Below are 17,237 nucleotides of genomic sequence, written 5' to 3' on the forward strand. Positions count from 1 at the left end.
GCGGCCGCCGCAGGATCCGTGGCTGCAGTGGACATGACCTTGACTGCCGCAAGGCCGATACTGAGGAGCAGGACTCCCCTTCCGTCCGTCGCCGAGCGGATGAGGCTTCTTAGGAGGCACTGATGAGGATGCTGATCAACGTCCCGGAGACCGTCGTGGCGGACGCGCTGCGGGGGATCGCGGCCGCGCATCCGGAGTTGACCGTAGACGTCGAGAACCGGGTGATCGTCCGCCGGGACGCGCCCGTCGCCGGGCAGGTCGCGCTCGTCTCGGGCGGCGGGTCGGGGCACGAGCCGCTGCACGGCGGGTTCGTCGGTCCCGGCATGCTCTCGGCGGCCTGCCCGGGAGAGGTGTTCACCTCGCCGGTGCCGGACCAGATGGCACGCGCCGCGGCCGCGGTGGACAGCGGCGCCGGCGTCCTGTTCGTCGTGAAGAACTACACCGGCGACGTGCTCAACTTCGACATGGCGGCCGAACTCGCCGAGGACGAGGGCATCCAGGTCGCCAAGGTGCTGGTCAACGACGACGTGGCGGTCACCGACAGCCTGTACACGGCCGGGCGGCGCGGCACCGGCGCCACCCTGTTCGTGGAGAAGATCGCGGGAGCCGCGGCGGCGGAGGGGCAGCCGCTGGAGCGGGTCGAGTCCGTCGGGCGCCAGGTGAACGAGAACTCCCGCAGCTTCGGCGTCGCGCTGAGCGCCGTCACCACCCCGGCCAAGGGCAGTCCGACCTTCGACCTGCCCGCCGGAGAGCTGGAGTTGGGCATCGGCATCCACGGCGAACCGGGCCGGGAGCGGCGGGCCATGATGACCTCCCGGGAGATCGCGGACTTCGCGGTGCACGCCGTCCTGGACGACATGACTCCACGCAATCCCGTGCTGGTCCTGGTCAACGGCATGGGCGCCACCCCTTTGCTGGAGCTGTACGGCTTCAACGCCGAGGTGCAGCGGGTGCTCGGGGAACGCGGTGTGGCCGTGGCCCGCACCCTGGTCGGCAACTACGTGACCTCCCTCGACATGGCGGGCGCCTCGGTCACCCTGTGCCAGGTCGACGAGGAACTGCTGCGGCTGTGGGACGCGCCGGTGAGCACCCCGGCACTGCGCTGGGGGATGTGATACGGCGGACGAAGCGGTCAACACCCCTACCACGCAAGGAGATCCAGTGCTCGACGCCGATTTCTTCCGCCGTTGGATGACGGTGGCCGCCGCGTCCGTCGACCGGGAGGCGGAACGGCTCACCGCCCTCGACTCGGCCATCGGGGACGCCGATCACGGCAGCAATCTGCAGCGCGGGTTCACGGCCGTCAGGGCCACCCTGGAGAAGGAGTCGCCGGAGACCCCGGGTCAGGTGCTCACCCTGGCCGGACGCCAGTTGATCTCGACGGTCGGAGGGGCCTCCGGGCCGCTGTACGGCACCCTGCTGCGCCGCGCCGGGAAGGCGCTCGGGGATGCCGCCGAGGTCGACGAGGCCCAACTGGCCGAGGCGTTGCGGGCGGGCGTGGACGGGGTGATGGCGCTCGGCGGCGCGGCACCCGGCGACAAGACCATGATCGACGCCCTGGCGCCGGCCGTGGACGCGCTCCCCGACGGCTTCGCCGCCGCCCGGGCGGCCGCCGAGGAGGGCGCGGTGGCCACCACGCCGTTGCAGGCGCGCAAGGGCCGGGCGAGCTATCTGGGCGAGCGCAGCATCGGCCACCAGGATCCGGGCGCCACGTCCTCCGCGCTGCTGATCGCGGCGCTCCAAGAAGCGGCGTCGGGAGCCTGAGGTGAGCGACGACAGCGGCCGCGCCACGAGCGGCGGGAACGACGGGGACGACGGGAAGGGCGGGCAGGGAGGCGAGAAGGCGGTCGGGATCGTCCTGGTGTCCCACAGCGCGCAGGTCGCCGCCGCCGTCGCGGAACTGGCGAAGGGCCTGGCCGGCGGGGCGGCCGGTGTCCCCGTCGCCCCGGCGGGCGGCACGGAGGGCGGCGGGCTGGGCACCAGTGCCGAGCTGATCTCCGCCGCCGCGGCGTCGGTGGACCGGGGTGCGGGCGTGGCCCTGCTCACCGACCTCGGCAGCGCGGTGCTCACGGTGAAGGCGCTGATCGCCGAGGGCGACGAACTCCCCGACGGCGCCCGCCTGGTGGACGCGCCGTTCGTCGAGGGCGCGGTGGCGGCCGTGGTCACGGCGGCCACGGGCGCCGATCTCGACGCGGTGGAGGCGGCGGCCGGGGAGGCGTACGGCTACCGGAAAGTCTGAACCGCAGGCACCTGAGGGCGTGACCTTCGGCCACGGAAGGCGTGAGCCACGGCCGGCGGAAGGTAGGAACCTCGGCCGGCGGAGGGTGTGCACCGCGGCCGCGGGAAGGCGTGAGCCGTCCGTCGGTGCTGTCCGTCCGAGCCCTCCGGACGGACAGCACCGGCACCGGCACCGTCGGCACGCATCCGCATCCGTATCCGCGTCCGCCGGGCGGCCGGCCGCCTCACGGCACGCTCTCACTTGGCCCCGACGAACCTCCGGGCCAGCCGCTCCCCCTCCGCCACCGCCGCCCGGTGGTCCTCGATGGGCGAGATCCGGGAGCCCTTGAAGACGATGTAGGTGACGCCGGAGTCGGCCCCGCCGCTGCGTGGGTCGGCCTCGATGCCGAGGCCGCGGGCGGTGGCGTAGGAGGCTTCCCCGATGAGTTCGCGCGGGCCGGTGTCGCCGACCACCGCGTACTGCACGCGTCCCCGGTAGACGACGGCCGCCACGGAGCCGCCGCGCACGCCCTGCGCCCGGGGGTTCCACACGCGGCTGGCGGCGGGGATCACGATGTAGGGCAGCGTCTCGGCGTTCAGGTGGCGGCCGTCGGACTGCTGGAAGGCGGTGGCGGCGAAGAACAGCGGGTCGGTGCGGCGGTTGCAGCGGGCGGTCGGGCGTCCGTCGCAGTCGACGTCCAGGTCCGCCTTCCAGAACACCGCCTTGGGCGTGGCGCAGACGGGGACCTTGCGCCGGGTGCCGTCGTCGGTGCGGTACCGGCCCCGGGAGACCTGGGCGCAGGTGCGCACCCGGTCCAGCAGGTCGGCCGCAGCCACGGAGCCCTCCCCACGGCCGACGGGCTCCTGCCGGGGTGGCGCGGCGGCGGCGGCCGGAAGCGTCGTCGGGGCGAGCAGGGCGGCGCCGGCCACGGCCAGCGTCAGCGACTGGACACGCACTCTGAGGGACCTCTCCTCGTGGGACATTCCGGACACCATGCCCAATAACGGGACCAATGGGCGAGCACCTGACACCCCTATGGGGCCGGATGGAGCAGTCGGCCGACGCCTGGCGAGAGGCGAACCAGGGGCCGGGGGGCCGGGGGAACATCACCCCGAGCCCCCCGGCCGCCCAGGCCGGCGCGGGTCCGGCGACGACAGCGTTTTCCGCGCCTGAGCGTGAACTTCCCTGCGATCGAGGGGAGTTCGTCCCGTTGGGAGACCTCAGCATACGTAACTCCCCCGCACGACGGGCAACACCGCCCCTTGCCGCGGCCGCCCCGGTCGGGCCATATTGGTCCGGACCTTTGCCGTGATGCCGTCCGCAGGGAGGCGGAGCCGTGCGACACGTCCCCCCGCGGTTCATGCCGGCCTTCGGCGTCGTACTGCTGGTCGCGTCCTGCGGCTGGGGCGGTGCGGCCGACGACGGGGGCGGCGGCGCGCCCGGCGCCCCGACCGGTGTCACCGCCGCGGCCGGGAGCGCGTCCAGCGTGCACGTCATGTGGAACGCGCTGCCCTCCGGTCCGGGGATCCGCTCGTACGAGGTGTACCGCGGCTCGACGAGGGTCGCCGAAGTGCCGGGCTCCCAGCACATGGTGGACGTCGTCAGGCTCAGGCCGTCCACCGGGTACGCCTTCACCGTGCGGGCACGCGACACCGGCGGCCGGCTCGGGCCGCCCAGCCGCGCGGTGCGGGCGCGGACGCCCGCGCTCGCGGCGGCGGACCGCTCGGCCCCCGGCCGCCCGTCGCGGCCGGCCGGGCGGGTGGTCGGCAGCCGGGCGGTCCAGCTCTCCTGGGGCGCCTCCCGGGACGACCGGGGCGTGGTGTCGTACGACGTCCTGCAGGGCGGCGTGAAGATCCACAGTGTCGGCGGCGGCCAGACCGCGACCGTGCTCACCGGACTGCGTCCCGGCACCCGGTACGCCTTCACCGTGCGGGCGCGGGACGCGGCAGGCAACCTGTCGCCCGAGAGCGCCCCGGTGCGGCTCGCCACTGCGGGCACCGACGACGGCCGGGCCACCGCGCCGTCCGGCTTCACCGCCACGAGCCACCGGTCGGCCGGGGCCTACTACATCGACCTGGCGTGGGATCCACCGCGGGTGGACGGCGTGATCACCGAGTACCGGATCCTGCTCGACGGCAGCACGGCCACCTCTCTCGTCTGGGGCGGCGACCCGCCGCGCGGCCGGGCCCGTTACAGCTTTTACGCCGGCCGGGACGCGGGGGCGGGGCACCGGGTGCGGCTGCGCGCGCGGCTGCCCGACGGCACCTGGGGCGGCTTCTCGGCCGAGCGGACGGTGACCACCGGCGCGGCCCGCTGAACCACGGCCCGTAGGGCCCGGGACGGCACCGGAGCGGCGCGCCGTCGTCACCCGACCGGGTGCGGTCCGCATGCGGCGGGATCACGGAGGACGTTTGCTGCCGTTGAGGCAGCACGGACGTTTCCCGACCCTCGGCGGCGCATGGGACGTACCGCCAACCGTGCCGCCGGAGGGCCAGCCAATGCGTAACTCCCGCCTTATCCTCCGCTCCGGCCTGACCCTGGCGGCCGCCGCCGCGCTCCCGGCCTCGCTGGCCGGGCCGTCGGCCGCGGCCTCGGGAATCTCGGTGAGCACCACCGGGTCCACGGTCTCGGTCGTCACCAGCGCCTGCACGCAGACCAACGGCAGCTGGGGAACCGCCTCGCTCCTCGGCAGCCGCGAGGCGAACTTCGCCCAGGGCCGGCAGGTGGCCCTGTCGGGCACCACCGTCAGCCAGTCCGCGGCCTGGTCCGGGGTGAGCCCGGGGACGTACACGGTCGCCGTGCTCTGCTCGAACGGTCTGAGCGCCGGGACCCAGTCCGTCATCGTCTCCGCCCCGGCCGCCCCGGCGGCCCCCACGATCTCCTCGACGTCCAAGCCCGCGCCCTCGCGCGGTGTGATGGGCGGTCTCGGTGGCGCGGCCCGTGACTACGGCCCGCTCACCGTGGGCGTCGGCGCGGCGCTGGTGGGCTCCGGGGTCATCGCCGCGGCCTGGTTCCTGCGCCGCCGCTCGAAGCCCTACCGACTCTGAGCCGACCCCCACTGCCCCGGCCCGGCGGGCACCCCTCTCGGCCTACGCCGGGTGGGCGCCCCTGGACCCCGGATCCGGCGGACCCCCCTGAGCCCCGACCCAGCGGCCATCCCTGAGCCCGGGCTCCGGTGGGCATCCCTGAGCCCGGGGTTTGGTGGCCATCCCTGAGCCCGGGGTCCGGTGGGCGCCCCTTGAGCTTCCGGCCCGGCGGGCGTCCTCACAGCAACCGGACCGGTGGGCACCCCCTGAACTCCCGATCCGCTGGGCGCCCCTCAGCCCCGGCCCCGGCAGACGCCCCCTCCCCCTCCACTCGGGTCCGGCGGGCGGCCCCTGAACCCCCGAGCCCGGCGGGGGAACCCCGGCCCGGCAGACGCCGCTCCTTTACCCCGACCCGGCGGGCGTCTCCTGGGCACCTTCTTGGCTCCGGCCCCGTGGGCGTCCCCTCAGCCCCGGCCCGGTTGCCCCTCCCGGAACTCTGGTGGCCGGCGGTCGTCCGGGCGGGCGTCAGGCGGGCGTGTTGTCCGGTGTTCGCGGGTCGGGGGGCGGGCCCTCGTCGGGGAGGGCGGCGAGTTCCGTCAGGGCGTGGGTGAGCCAGCGGGTCCAGAAGGTCTCCAGGTCGATGCCGGCGCGCAGGACCAGGTGGCGCAGACGGTCCTGCGGGGCGTCCCGGTCCGGTGGGAAGTCCCGCCGCTCGATCTCCTGGTACTCGGTCAACTGCCGCCGGTGCAGCTCCAGATGGCGGCGCAGGTCGGCCTCCAGGCCCGCCGTGCCGACCACCGCGGCGGCCCGCAGCCGCAGCAGCAGGACGTCCCGCTGCGGCTTGGGGTCCTGGGCCGCGGCGGTCCAGCGGGCCAGTTCGGCGCGGCCGGCGGGCAGCACCTCGTACCGCTTCTTCTGCCCACGGGCCGGCTGTTCGGCCGGCAGCGTGCGGATGAGGCCCTCGCCCTCCAGCTTCCCCAGCTCGCGGTAGATCTGCTGGTGCGTGGCCGACCAGAAGTACCCGATCGACTTGTCGAACCTGCGGGTCAGTTCGAGGCCCGACGACGGCTTCTCCAGCAGGGCGGTGAGGATGGCGTGCGGGAGTGACATGGCCTCATCCTAGGGACGCGCCCACGGCCGCTACAGCGCCGCCGCCAGCTCGGTGCCCTGCTTGATGGCCCGCTTGGCGTCCAGCTCGGCCGCGACGTCGGCGCCGCCGATGAGGTGGGCGCTGCGCCCGGCCGCGACCAGCTCCTCGTACAGGTCCCGGCGCGGCTCCTGACCGGTGCACAGCACGACGGTGTCGACCTCCAGGACCGTGCTCTCGTCGCCGACGGTGATGTGCAGGCCGGCGTCGTCGATCCGGTCGTAGCGCACGCCCGGGACCATGGTCACGCCGCGGTGCTTGAGCTCGGTGCGGTGGATCCAGCCGGTGGTCTTGCCGAGCCCGGCGCCGACCTTGGTGGTCTTGCGCTGGAGCAGGTGGACCGTGCGCGGCGGGGCGGGCCGCTCCGGCGCGGCGAGGCCGCCGGGGGCCGTGTAGTCCATGTCGACGCCCCAGTTGCGGAAGTACGTCGCGGGGTCCTCGTGCGCCTTGTCACCGCCGTCGGTGAGGTACTCGGCGACGTCGAAGCCGATGCCGCCCGCGCCGAGCACGGCGACCCGGTCGCCGACGGGGGCGCCGTCGCGCAGCACGTCGAGGTAGCCAAGGACGCGGGGGTGGTCGGCGCCGGGGATGTCGGGGGTGCGCGGGGTGACGCCGGTGGCGACGACGACCTCGTCGTAGCCGTCGAGGTCCGCGGCGCCGACCCGGCTGTCGAGGCGTACGTCCACGCCGTGCGCGTCGAGCTGGTGGCGGAAGTAGCGCAGCGTCTCGTCGAACTCCTGCTTGCCGGGGACCTTGCGGGCCACGTTCAGCTGGCCGCCGATCTCGCTCGCCGCGTCGAACAGGGTGACGTCGTGGCCGCGTTCGGCGGCGCTCACCGCGCAGGCGAGGCCGGCCGGCCCCGCGCCCACGACGGCGACGCGCTTGCGCAGCCGGGTCGGGGAGAGCACGAGTTCGGTCTCGTGGCAGGCGCGCGGGTTGACCAGGCAGGAGGTGATCTGCCCGCTGAAGGTGTGGTCGAGGCAGGCCTGGTTGCAGCCGATGCAGGTGTTGATGGCCTCGGGGCGGCCGGCCGCGGCCTTGTTGACGAAGTCGGGGTCGGCGAGCATCGGGCGGGCCATGGAGACCATGTCCGCGTGCCCGTCGGCGAGCAACTGCTCGGCGAGTTCGGGGGTGTTGATGCGGTTGGTGGTCACCAGCGGGACGTCCACCGCGCCCATGAGCTTCCGGGTGACCCAGGTGTAGGCGCCGCGCGGCACGGAGGTGGCGATGGTGGGGATGCGGGCCTCGTGCCAGCCGATGCCGGTGTTGATGATGGTCGCCCCGGCGGCCTCGACGGCCTTGGCGAGGGTGACGACCTCCTCCAGCGAGGAGCCGCCCGGGACCAGGTCGAGCATGGACAGCCGGTAGACGATGATGAAGTCCTCGCCGACGGCCTCGCGCACCCGTCGGACGATCTCGACGGGGAACCTCATCCGGTTCTCGTACGAGCCGCCCCAGCGGTCCTCGCGCCGGTTGGTCTGCGCGGCGATGAACTCGTTGATCAGGTAGCCCTCGGAGCCCATGATCTCCACGCCGTCGTAGCCGGCCCGCCGGGCGAGGCGGGCGGCGCGGGCGTAGTCGTCGATGGTCCGCTCGACCTCGGCGTCGGTGAGCTCGCGGGGGACGAAGGGGCTGATCGGGGCCTGCAGCGCGCTCGGGGCGACCAGGTCCCGGTGGTAGGCGTACCGGCCGAAGTGCAGGATCTGCATCGCGATCCGGCCGCCCTCGCGGTGCACGGCGTCGGTGACGGCCCGGTGCCGCTCGGCCTCCGCCTCGGTGGTGAGCTTCGCACCGCCCTCGTAGGGGCGCCCCTCGTCGTTGGGCGCGATGCCGCCGGTGACGATCAGGCCGACTCCCCCGCGGGCGCGGGCGGCGTAGAAGGCCGCCATCCGCTCGAAGCCACGCTCGGCCTCCTCCAGGCCGACGTGCATGGAGCCCATGAGCACGCGGTTGGGGAGCGTGGTGAATCCCAGGTCGAGCGGGGACATCAGGTGGGGGTAACGGCTCATCGGGCCCTCCGTGCAGGGTGCGGTCGCCTCTTGTTGTAGAGGACGCCCGGCCCATTGTGCAACTAGTTGCATAAACGGTGGGCCGTGAGCCCGGCCACTCCGGGACAACCGGGCCCCTGCACGACGACGCCCCGCCCGGCGGGAAGCCGGGCGGGGCGTCGCGAGGGCGGGGGTGAGCTCAGCGGCTCCCCAGGCGCAGGTGCAGGTCGCGCTCCTGGTCACCGGAGGCCGCGCAGGTCTCCTCGACCTCGAACATCGAGTCCAGGGTGGTGCGGAACCGGTCCACCGCCCAGTAGCCGCCCTGCACGTCCGCCGTGACGGACGCGCCCAGGTGGACCGGCGGACAGCCCGACCCCCGGGCGTCCGCGACGTCATAGGTGCCGAGCCATACCATCGGACGGGTCTCGTGGAGCTGCTGGGGCACCTCTTCGGGGGCCCGGTCCGAGGCGAAGCAGGTGTTCAGCGCGTCGAAGACGAGACGCGCGTCCTCCTTCGAGCCGCTGATCTCCACCGAGACGGTCTCCTGGTGCGACCGGTCGTCGTTCCTCATGATCGCTCCTCTCGTGGCCGCGCTGCGGTGGAACGGGGGTACCCCGCCGAACCGCGTCCATCCTCAGGAAAGCACCGCGGCCCGATGAGCACACCTCAGCCGCGGGAGAACTTGTACGTCTTGCTGTCCGTGAGGACGCAGAAGCCCGGCGACACGACGATGACGCGCAGCACGCCGGTGCGGCGGTCGTAGTCGATGCCCTCGACCTCGAAGGAGCCCGAGCAGGAGCTGCGCAGCGGGAGCTGCCGCAGGGCCGTGACATGGCCGGTGACGTCCGCCGTGCCGTTCGGGGCGGCCGACAGGTCGACGCGGAGCAGCGGTTTGGTCATGCCGAACAGGGAGCCGTCAGGGTCGTCCGAGGAGCACAGCAGGGTCGTCGGGCCGGAGAAGTCGCAGCCCTGGACGTCGCGCACGGGGTGGTCGAGGTGGACCGTGGAGGCCTGCGGGAGGTTCGCCGAGGGCGAGGTGGCCGGATTGACACCGGGGGTCGGGAAGACCAGCAGGCGGTCCATCGTGCCCCACTCGCCCGAGAGCATCCACTGCCCGTCGGGCGAGATCGCGTCCCAGGAGTTGTTCAGGGCCTCGCCGGGGCTCAGCGTGTGGACGTACTCCGACCAGCCGCCGCCCGGCGCCTGCACGCGGTACATCTTCGCGTTCCCGGAGTCCCGCTGGTACGGCTCGATGTAGTGGCCGTCGTAGGAGGCGTCCGGGTCGCCGACGTGGTTCCAGCCGCGGGCGGACAGGCCGATCGGGATGGTGCCGATGCCGGTGTACCGGTTGGGGCTGTTCGCGGGGACCTCCACCGAGGCCAGGCCCTGGCTCTCGGTCAGCGGGTCGGCGCGGTCCGAGCCCGTCTCGTTCCAGATCTCGGCGGCGGAGGCCGGCGCGGGCGCGGCGAAGGACACGACGGCGGCGGTGGCCAGGGTGAGCAGTCCGGAGAGGACTGCGTGGCAACGTTGCCGGGCGGACGCGGGCATGGCCGACTCCTCGAACGGGGGGTGGGGACACTCGGACGGCGGACAGTCTGGCCGTGTCGCGTGGTCATGTACAGACCAACCGAGCAACATGGGCGTGAACTCTCACGCCCCGCCGGGGGCCGCTCCCGCACGGGTCACGGAGGCGCCGGCCGCGGCGCGCCGTCGTCGGCACCCCCTCGGGGGCGCCGCCGGCGTGCGGATTTCGGCGGACGCGCGCCGCCGTGTTGAGAGATGGTGGAGATAGTCGGCGACGGCGTCGGAGAGTCTGGTGTGAGCGCGGTAGAACAAGGGGAGTCGGCACGGGGGACGACGTGCCGTGCGGACGGGCGAAGGCGGTGCGTGGCATGAGTGCAGCCGAGGCTCCGGCGACCGCGGGCGGCGAACCCGCCCGCGGGCCGGTGCGGCCGGGCGGGCTGCTCGACGTGCTGAGCGTGGCGTCGGTGGTGCTGGACACCGACGGCCGCATCGTGCTCTGGAGCCCGCAGGCCGAGGAGCTGTTCGGCTACAGCGCGCGGGAGGCGCTGGGTCAGTACGCCGCCCGGCTGATGGTGAACGAGCGCCACATCGAGCTCGTCGGCAAGCTGTTCGCCGACGTGATGCGCACCGGCCAGAGCTGGGCCGGCGGCTTCCCGATCCAGCACAAGGACGGCACCACGAAGCTGGTGGAGTTCCGCAACATGCGGCTGCTGGACGACCGGGGCGACGTGTACGCGCTGGGGCTCGCCGCCGACCAGTCGACCGTACGGCGCCTGGAGCAGGACGTGGCGCTCTCCGAGCGGATGGTGCGGCAGTCGCCGATGGGGCTCGCCGTCCTGGACACCGAGCTGCGGTTCGTCTCGGTCAACCCGGCCCTGGAGGCGATCAACGGGCTGCCCGCCGCCGAGCACGTGGGGCGCCGGCTGCGCGAGGTCGTGCCCCGGCTGGAGGCGGGCACCCTGGAGGACGCGGCCCGCCGGGTGCTGGAGACCGGTGTGCCGCTGATCGACCGGCCCGTCGTCGGCCGCACCCCGGCCGACCCGGACGAGGACCACACCTGGGCGCTGTCGCTGTACCGCCTGGAGGACGCGATGGGCAACGTCCTGGGCGTGGCGGCCTCCCTGGTCGACATCACCGAGCAGCACCGGGCCTCCGTCGAGGCCGAGGCCGCGCGCCGCAGACTCGCGGTGATCGCCGACGCCTCCGCGCGGATCGGCACGACGCTGGAGCTGGAGCGCACCGCCTGCGAGCTGGCCGAGGTGGCCGTACCCGCGCTGGCCGACATCGCCGCCGTGGACCTGCTGGACGCGGTCGTCGAGGGCCGGCCGAGCACGCTGGGGCCGTCGGAGCCCGCGGTGATCCGGGCGCTCGCGGTGCGCCCCGCGGAGGCGTCCGACGCCGTGTGCGCCGCCGACCCGCCCGGTCAGATCGCCCGCTACGCTCCCGACCGGCTGGTCACCGAGTGCGTCCGCACCGGCGAGGCCGTGCTGGTGGCGCAGGTGAAGGACGAGGACCTGCCGCGCATCGCCCGTTCGGCCGAGGCGGCCGACGCGCTGGGCCGGGCGGGCCTGCACTCGTACCTCGCCGTGCCGCTGATCGCGCGCGGCGAGGTGCTGGGCGCCCTCGACCTCAAACGCACCCGCACGCCGGAACCGTTCGGCGAGGACGACCTCCTGCTGGCCCGGGAACTCGCGTCCCGCGCGGCCGTGCAGATCGACAACGCCCGCTGGTACCAGAACGCCCGCAACACCGCGCTCACCCTGCAGCGCAGCCTGCTGCCCAGCGATCCGCCGGTGACCACCGACCTGGAGGTGGCCTCCCGCTACCAGCCGGCGGGTGCCACCAGCGAGGTCGGCGGCGACTGGTTCGACGTCATCCCGCTGGACGGCGACCGGACCGCGCTGGTGGTCGGCGACGTGATGGGCAGCGGCATCAGCGCCGCCGCCACCATGGGCCGGCTGCGCACCGCGACCACCACGCTCGCCCCGCTCGGGCTCGACCCGGCGCTGCTGCTGGAGCATCTCGACAAGACGACCTCGGCCCTCGACCACTCCATCGCGACCTGCGTGTACGCCGTCCACGACCCGCATCTGCGCCAGTGCCGGATCGCCAACGCCGGCCATCTGCCCCCGGTCCGGGTCCGCCCCGGCCGCCCGCCCGAGCTGCTGGACCTGCCCACCGGGGTGCCGCTGGGGGTGGGCGGGGTGGAGTTCTCGACGGTGACCGTCGACTTCGAGCCGGGCGACGAGCTGGTGTTCTACACCGACGGGCTGGTCGAGACCCGCCGCCACTCGCTGGACGAGCGCCTGGACTTCCTGCTCTCTCTGCTCGACGGGCCTCCCCGTCCGCTGGAGGAGGCCTGCGACCTGCTGCTGCGGACGCTGCACCACCCCGACAACCACGACGACGTGGCGCTGCTCATCGCCCGCGCGCAGGAACTGCCCGGGCCGTCCACCGGGTAGCCGTCCGTCCGCCGGCCGTACCCTCGGTGGCGGTCCACTCGGTCGTGGGGGCTAGCGCCGTACGCCGATGACCACGTGCGCGTACAGCTCCTCCGACTCCGCGAGACGGGTCGTCAGGCCGGCCTCCCGGAAGGCCGCTACCGCGGCCGGAGCCTGGCGTTCGCTCGTCTCGGTCAGCAGGCGGCCGCCGGGCGCCAGCCACTCGGACGCCCCGGCGGCCACCCGGCGCAGCACGTCGAGGCCGTCCGCGCCCCCGTCCAGGGCGGTCTTCGGCTCGTGGTCGCGGGCCTCCGCGGGCAGCAGCGCCACCTCGTCGCTGGGCACGTAGGGCACGTTGGCGGTGAGGATGCCGACGCGGCCGCGCAGCCCGGCCGGCAGGGCGTCGAACAGGTCGCCCTCGTGGGCCAGTCCGCCGTACGGGGCCAGGTTGCGGCGGGCGCAGCGCACGGCGGCGGGGTCGATGTCGGCGGCGTGCACCTCGACCGCGCCGAGCGCGGCGGCCAGGGCCGCGCCCAGCGCACCGGAACCGCAGCACAGATCGACGACGACCGGGGCGTGCGCAGCCCGCGCCAGCGCCTGGTCGACCAGGAACTCGGTACGGCGGCGGGGGACGAAGACCCCCGGGTCCACCGCGATCCGCAGCCCGTGGAACTCGGCCCAGCCGAGGACGTGTTCGAGGGGGAGCCCGGCGGCCCGCCGGTCCACCATCGAGGTCAGTTCCGTCTCGGACCGGGCGGTCGCGAGGAGCAACTCCGCCTCCTCCTCGGCGAAGACGCACCCGGCGGCGCGCAGCGCGGAGACGACGGCGGCGACGGCCTCGGGGGTGGCGAAGCCCGGGCCTGGGTCGGCGGGCGAGGGAGACGGGGACGCGGAGAGCGGTGCTGCCATGGAAGCCGGTCCCATCCCCTCGTGGCGCGCGGCCGCGTACCGTCCGCGACCGGGCGGCCACCTTATCCCAGGGCCACCAGTTGTACTATGCAACTGAAGGGCGGGAACGCGGCGGCGGTGCCCCGCCGATGACCCGCAGGTGCCCAGGAGGTGATCCCGTGACGGCGGCACAGACGGCCGTGGAGACGATCCAGCGCGAGATGACGGTCTTCGCCCGCCGGGCCCGGGCCTCGGCGGGGCGCATGCACCCCGAGCTGTCGCTGGTGTCGTACACCCTGCTCGGCCACCTGGAGGAGAGCGGCGGCTGCCGGGCTACGGACCTCGCGGCGCACTACGCCCTGGACAAGTCGACGGTGAGCCGCCAGGTGGCCGCGCTGGAGCGGGCCGGGCTGATCGAGCGGCGCCAGGACCCCACGGACCACCGGGTCCAGGTGCTGCACCTGACCGGGACCGGGCAGAACATCCTCGCCCAGGTGACACGCAGCCGCCGGGCCGCCTTCCGGGACCGGCTCGCCGGCTGGCCGGAGGACGACCTGCTCCGCTTCGCGGCCTATCTGGAGCGGTACAACGCGGGAACGCCCGGCACGGGCGCGGGCGCCTGCGCGGGGTGAGCTCGCGGTCAGGCGCAGGGTGGCCCTCCGGTCAGGCGCAGGGTGAGCCTCCGGTCCGGCGCCGGGTGCGCGGGCCGGGCCGGCGCGGTGTTCTAGGGAACCGGTACGGGGGCTTGCCGCGCGTCGGCCAGCGGCTCGGGCGCCCGTGCGGCCAGGAAGGCGGTGCGGCGGCGCAGCCGGAAGCCCAGGGACTCGTAGAGCCGGATCGCGTTGCCGTTCTCCGCGCTGGTGTGCAGGAACGGGGTCTCGCCACGCTCACGGATGCCGTGCGCGACCGCGAGGATCATCCGGGTCGCGAGACCCTCGCCGCGGTGCGCCGGGTCGGTGCAGACCGCGCTGATCTCGGTCCAGCCCGGCGGGTGCAGCCGCTCCCCCGCCATCGCGACCAGCGCGCCCCCGCGGCGGATGCCGAGGTAGGTGCCGAGTTCGATCGTGCGCGGCAGGAACGGCCCGGGCCGGGTGCGCGCCACCAGGTCCAGCATCTCGGGCACGTCGGCGGGTCCGAGGCGGACCGCCTCCGGGTCCGGTGCGGCGTCGAGACCGTCGTCGACGAACTGCACGCCCTCCATCCGGAACGTGACCTCCCAGCCGTCCGGCACCTCCCCGCGGAAGCCGGGCAGCGGAACCTCGGCGCCGGGGCCTGCCAGGGCCGCGAGGTCGGCCCAGTCGTCCGCGTCCGGGGCAGCGGGCAGGGCCAGCCACGGGGAGACGTCGACGGGATAGCGCAGCACACGGCCACGCCGCTCGGCGAAGCGGGCGTGCGGGCCGGTGAGGGAGGCGAGGGCGGGGTTGTCCAGGACGTGCGGTGCGCCGGCCCCCGCCGGGGCCGCGTCGACCTCGGCACCCCGTGCCGTTTCGGTCAGGGCGATCGGGTTCGCCTCGGGCATCCTCGTTCCTCGCTTCCTTCGGGCCGCCACCGGCACACCGGCCGGCACGTCAGGCTGCAAGGAGGCGCGGGGCGCGGCTATTCCCGGCCCGCCCGCCGTTCATGAGCATGTAACGATCGGGGCGGTGACCTGCGACGGAGCACCCGGCTCGACAGCGTACGGTTGACGTATGAACGTCACCCGAGGCTTCACGGGTCGCCCGCGCGTCGTCAATCCGGGACTGCCACCGGGGCAGTACGACGCGGGGGACGACTGGCCCGTCCTGTCCGCCGAGGTCACCCCCCGCATCGCGCCGGCCGACTGGTCCTTCCGCGTCGACGGGCTGGTGGAGCGGCCGCTGACGTGGCGGTGGGACGAGGCGCGCGCCCTGCCCGGGTCCGCGTACGCGGGCGACATCCACTGCGTGACGGGGTGGTCGAAGTTCGGGGTGCGCTTCGGCGGTGTCTCGCTGGACACGTTCTTCGAGGCGGTCCGGCCCCGGGCGACGGCCACCCACGCGGTCGCCTACTCCCACACCGGCTACACCGCGAACCTGCCGCTCGCCGACCTCACCGGCGGGCGCGCCTGGATCGCCTGGGAGTTCGACGGCGAACCGCTCGCGCCCGAACACGGCGGGCCGGCCCGGCTGCTGGTGCCGCACCTGTACTTCTGGAAGAGCACCAAGTGGATCGCCGGCATCACGCTGCTCGACCACGACGAGCCGGGATTCTGGGAGCAGAACGGCTACCACGAGCGGGGCAACCCGTGGGAGGAGCAGCGGTACTCCGGTGACTGAGACGGTGACGACAACCTTCACGCCCCCGTCGCGCTTCGCCGTGCCCGGCCGCATCGCGGTCAACGGCCAGGTGGCGGCGGCATGGCAGACGGCCACGCTGACGGAGATCCGGCGCGAGACCCCGCGCGCGGCCACCTTCCGGCTCGCGGTGCCGCGCTGGGCCGGGCACCTGCCCGGGCAGCACCTGATGCTGCGGCTGACCGCGCCGGACGGCTACGTGGCCCAGCGCCACTACTCGATCGCGTCCGCGCCCGACGACTCCGGCCACATCGAGCTGACCCTCGACCACGTGCCGGACGGTGAGGTGTCGAGCTGGTTCCACACGCTGGCCAGGCCCGGTGACACGGTCGAGCTGCGCGGCCCGCTGAGCGGCTTCTTCGCCTGGCCGGGCGACCGGCCCGCGCTGCTGCTCGGCGCAGGCTCCGGGGTCGTGCCGCTGATGTCGATGGTGCGCCACCACCGGGCCCGGGGCCTCGAGATGCCGCTGCGGATGCTGGTGTCGGCGCGCGGCCCCGAGGACCTGATCTACGCCCGGGAGCTGGGCGCGGAGACCACGGCCGTGTTCACGCGCAGCGCACCCCGGGGGGTGCCGGTCGGCCGTCTTGCGGCCGCCCACCTGGCGCCACTGCTGTCCGAGCGGCCCGGCGGAGGCTGGGAGGCCTACGTGTGCGGCTCAAACGGCTTCGCCGAGCACGCCTCCCGGCTGCTGGTCGAGGCCGGCCAGCCGGTCGAACGCATCCGCATCGAACGCTTCGGCTGACGACGGCGCACGCGCCACCGGCCGCGGACCGCACCGGCCGGTGTCGGCCGTCGGCGCCGGTGTCCGCACCCGTGCCTGCATCCGCAAGCCGTCGCACTCCCTGCCTCGGGCCCCGACGGCCCCGCACCCTCACCGCCCACAACGCCCGCCCTGCCGTTTCACGGCGCGTGCTCCCGCAGGTGTCGCACAAGGCTTGAAGTCGCGGTGGGCGGTGTGAGCGAGGTGCGCCGTACGGGGTAGGTGACGGGTGTGGACGCTCGTGCACGGCGGTGGGGGCGGACGAGCCGGTGACACGGCCCGCCTCTCCCCCGCCTCCGGCGGCGAGGAGGTGGGCATGGGGACCGTGGTGCGTGGCTGGCGGTGGCGGCGCAATACGCTGCGGCGACGGTCGGACGTCGTGGAGGCGTGGACGGTGCTGGCCGTCTCCGTGCTGCTGTTCGTCGTCGCGCCCCTGGTCGGAGTCGCGACCGGGCTGCGTGCCCACGACCGGGCGCAGACCGTCGCGGTCGCGGAGCGCTCCGAACGGCACCGTGTGCGCGCCGAGGTGATCGCCGACCCGACCCGGCGGCTGCCCGCCGTGCAGGGCGACCGCGAGCATCCCTACCAGGCCATGGTCCGCTGGACCGAGCCGGGCAAGGGACCCAGGACCGCGTCGGCCCGGGTGCCGGCGGGCACCCGCCCCGGGGACGAGGTCACCGTGTGGTTCGACACCCGGGGCCGTAGTGTGGCACCGCCCCCGGACGATGTCGCGGTCTGGCAGCACACGGTGACCGTGGGCGTGTGCGCGGCGGGCGGCGCGGCCGCCGTGATCCTGTTCGGCAGCGCCGTCGAGCGCCGGATCGCGCTGCGGCACCGGCTGGCCGAGTGGGAACGGGCGTGGGCCCGCACCGGCCCGAAGTGGACCCAGCCGAGGACCTGACCGGCGGGGCGGTGTTCCGGGAACGCCTGCAC

17 protein-coding genes are annotated in these 17,237 nt (G+C 74.4%); 10 read left to right on the top strand and 7 right to left on the bottom strand.

Annotation, left to right across the window (positions count from 1 at the left end; translation table 11 throughout):
- The first annotated feature begins 122 nt into the window (after nt 1–122).
- The 3 genes from dhaK (at nt 123) to B446_RS04840 (ending at nt 2,239) form a co-directional block, all read left to right on the top strand.
- Nucleotides 123–1,115, top strand: coding sequence for a dihydroxyacetone kinase subunit DhaK (gene dhaK, locus B446_RS04830; RefSeq protein WP_020938295.1), 993 nt, complete (start codon nt 123–125; stop codon nt 1,113–1,115).
- A gap of 46 nt (nt 1,116–1,161) precedes the next feature.
- The gene (gene dhaL / locus B446_RS04835) at nt 1,162–1,764 is read left to right on the top strand and encodes a dihydroxyacetone kinase subunit DhaL (RefSeq protein ID WP_020938296.1); all 603 of its coding nucleotides are present in this window, start codon (nt 1,162–1,164) and stop codon (nt 1,762–1,764) included.
- Nucleotides 1,765–1,852: 88 nt separating this feature from the next.
- The gene (locus B446_RS04840; protein WP_043477633.1) at nt 1,853–2,239 is read left to right on the top strand and encodes a PTS-dependent dihydroxyacetone kinase phosphotransferase subunit DhaM; all 387 of its coding nucleotides are present in this window, start codon (nt 1,853–1,855) and stop codon (nt 2,237–2,239) included.
- 236 nt (nt 2,240–2,475) lie between these two features.
- Here B446_RS04840 and B446_RS04845 read toward each other — a convergent pair whose 3' ends face one another.
- Entirely contained in the window at nt 2,476–3,174 is a 699-nt protein-coding gene (locus tag B446_RS04845; protein WP_020938298.1) for a glycoside hydrolase family 75 protein, read from the bottom strand.
- A gap of 404 nt (nt 3,175–3,578) precedes the next feature.
- Between B446_RS04845 and B446_RS04850 the strand changes: the two genes are divergently transcribed.
- Together B446_RS04850 and B446_RS04855 are read left to right on the top strand one after the other, a co-directional pair.
- Nucleotides 3,579–4,535, top strand: coding sequence for a fibronectin type III domain-containing protein (locus tag B446_RS04850; RefSeq protein WP_106960539.1), 957 nt, complete (start codon nt 3,579–3,581; stop codon nt 4,533–4,535).
- Nucleotides 4,536–4,716: 181 nt separating this feature from the next.
- A complete protein-coding gene (locus B446_RS04855; protein ID WP_020938300.1) occupies nt 4,717–5,265 on the top strand; it encodes a hypothetical protein in 549 nt (182 codons plus the stop codon).
- 504 nt (nt 5,266–5,769) lie between these two features.
- Here the strand turns inward: B446_RS04855 and B446_RS04860 are convergent.
- The 4 genes from B446_RS04860 to B446_RS04875 all read right to left on the bottom strand — a co-directional run bounded on the left by B446_RS04860 (nt 5,770) and on the right by B446_RS04875 (nt 9,927).
- A complete protein-coding gene (locus B446_RS04860) occupies nt 5,770–6,354 on the bottom strand; it encodes a PadR family transcriptional regulator (protein WP_020938301.1) in 585 nt (194 codons plus the stop codon).
- 30 nt (nt 6,355–6,384) lie between these two features.
- Nucleotides 6,385–8,400, bottom strand: a complete 2,016-nt coding sequence (locus tag B446_RS04865; RefSeq protein WP_020938302.1) for an NADPH-dependent 2,4-dienoyl-CoA reductase — start codon at nt 8,398–8,400, stop codon at nt 6,385–6,387.
- 178 nt (nt 8,401–8,578) lie between these two features.
- Nucleotides 8,579–8,950, bottom strand: a complete 372-nt coding sequence (locus B446_RS04870) for a hypothetical protein (RefSeq protein WP_020938303.1) — start codon at nt 8,948–8,950, stop codon at nt 8,579–8,581.
- Nucleotides 8,951–9,045: 95 nt separating this feature from the next.
- A complete protein-coding gene (locus B446_RS04875) occupies nt 9,046–9,927 on the bottom strand; it encodes a hypothetical protein (RefSeq protein WP_020938304.1) in 882 nt (293 codons plus the stop codon).
- Between the two features lie 344 nt (nt 9,928–10,271).
- Between B446_RS04875 and B446_RS04880 the strand changes: the two genes are divergently transcribed.
- Complete coding sequence (locus B446_RS04880) at nt 10,272–12,365, top strand: SpoIIE family protein phosphatase (protein WP_020938305.1); 2,094 nt, start codon at nt 10,272–10,274, stop codon at nt 12,363–12,365.
- Nucleotides 12,366–12,416: 51 nt separating this feature from the next.
- On the opposite strand, the gene B446_RS04885 is transcribed toward B446_RS04880, so the two are convergent.
- The gene (locus tag B446_RS04885; RefSeq protein WP_020938306.1) at nt 12,417–13,253 is read right to left on the bottom strand and encodes a putative protein N(5)-glutamine methyltransferase; all 837 of its coding nucleotides are present in this window, start codon (nt 13,251–13,253) and stop codon (nt 12,417–12,419) included.
- A 128-nt stretch (nt 13,254–13,381) separates the two neighbouring features.
- Between B446_RS04885 and B446_RS04890 the strand changes: the two genes are divergently transcribed.
- Complete coding sequence (locus tag B446_RS04890; RefSeq protein WP_106960540.1) at nt 13,382–13,864, top strand: MarR family winged helix-turn-helix transcriptional regulator; 483 nt, start codon at nt 13,382–13,384, stop codon at nt 13,862–13,864.
- Between the two features lie 92 nt (nt 13,865–13,956).
- Here B446_RS04890 and B446_RS04895 read toward each other — a convergent pair whose 3' ends face one another.
- Nucleotides 13,957–14,751: a GNAT family N-acetyltransferase gene (locus B446_RS04895; protein WP_020938308.1), complete on the bottom strand. Its 795-nt coding sequence runs from the start codon at nt 14,749–14,751 to the stop codon at nt 13,957–13,959.
- A 169-nt stretch (nt 14,752–14,920) separates the two neighbouring features.
- Between B446_RS04895 and B446_RS04900 the strand changes: the two genes are divergently transcribed.
- The 3 genes from B446_RS04900 (at nt 14,921) to B446_RS04910 (ending at nt 17,205) form a co-directional block, all read left to right on the top strand.
- Nucleotides 14,921–15,526 (top strand): sulfite oxidase-like oxidoreductase, encoded by a 606-nt coding sequence (locus B446_RS04900; protein ID WP_020938309.1) that lies wholly within the window; start codon nt 14,921–14,923, stop codon nt 15,524–15,526.
- Between the two features lie 4 nt (nt 15,527–15,530).
- Nucleotides 15,531–16,286 carry a ferredoxin reductase gene (locus B446_RS04905; RefSeq protein WP_043477642.1) on the top strand — a complete coding sequence of 252 codons (756 nt, stop codon included), beginning with the start codon at nt 15,531–15,533 and terminating at the stop codon, nt 16,284–16,286.
- 334 nt (nt 16,287–16,620) lie between these two features.
- On the top strand, nt 16,621–17,205 hold the full coding sequence (locus tag B446_RS04910; RefSeq protein ID WP_020938311.1) for a hypothetical protein: 585 nt from the start codon (nt 16,621–16,623) through the stop codon (nt 17,203–17,205).
- Nucleotides 17,206–17,237: the final 32 nt, after the last annotated feature.

The organism is Streptomyces collinus Tu 365 (genome assembly GCF_000444875.1).
GTDB lineage: Bacteria > Actinomycetota > Actinomycetes > Streptomycetales > Streptomycetaceae > Streptomyces > Streptomyces collinus_A.

Coding starts and splice junctions, on each gene's coding strand:
- dhaK (WP_020938295.1), top strand. CDS start 123: ATGAGGATGCTGATCAACGTCCCGGAGACCGTCGTGGCGGACGCGCTG.
- B446_RS04850 (WP_106960539.1), top strand. CDS start 3,579: ATGCCGGCCTTCGGCGTCGTACTGCTGGTCGCGTCCTGCGGCTGGGGC.
- B446_RS04855 (WP_020938300.1), top strand. CDS start 4,717: ATGCGTAACTCCCGCCTTATCCTCCGCTCCGGCCTGACCCTGGCGGCC.
- B446_RS04860 (WP_020938301.1), bottom strand. CDS start 6,354: ATGTCACTCCCGCACGCCATCCTCACCGCCCTGCTGGAGAAGCCGTCG.
- B446_RS04865 (WP_020938302.1), bottom strand. CDS start 8,400: ATGAGCCGTTACCCCCACCTGATGTCCCCGCTCGACCTGGGATTCACC.
- B446_RS04870 (WP_020938303.1), bottom strand. CDS start 8,950: ATGAGGAACGACGACCGGTCGCACCAGGAGACCGTCTCGGTGGAGATC.
- B446_RS04875 (WP_020938304.1), bottom strand. CDS start 9,927: ATGCCCGCGTCCGCCCGGCAACGTTGCCACGCAGTCCTCTCCGGACTG.
- B446_RS04880 (WP_020938305.1), top strand. CDS start 10,272: ATGAGTGCAGCCGAGGCTCCGGCGACCGCGGGCGGCGAACCCGCCCGC.
- B446_RS04885 (WP_020938306.1), bottom strand. CDS start 13,253: ATGGCAGCACCGCTCTCCGCGTCCCCGTCTCCCTCGCCCGCCGACCCA.
- B446_RS04890 (WP_106960540.1), top strand. CDS start 13,382: ATGACCCGCAGGTGCCCAGGAGGTGATCCCGTGACGGCGGCACAGACG.
- B446_RS04895 (WP_020938308.1), bottom strand. CDS start 14,751: ATGCCCGAGGCGAACCCGATCGCCCTGACCGAAACGGCACGGGGTGCC.
- B446_RS04900 (WP_020938309.1), top strand. CDS start 14,921: ATGAACGTCACCCGAGGCTTCACGGGTCGCCCGCGCGTCGTCAATCCG.
- B446_RS04910 (WP_020938311.1), top strand. CDS start 16,621: ATGGGGACCGTGGTGCGTGGCTGGCGGTGGCGGCGCAATACGCTGCGG.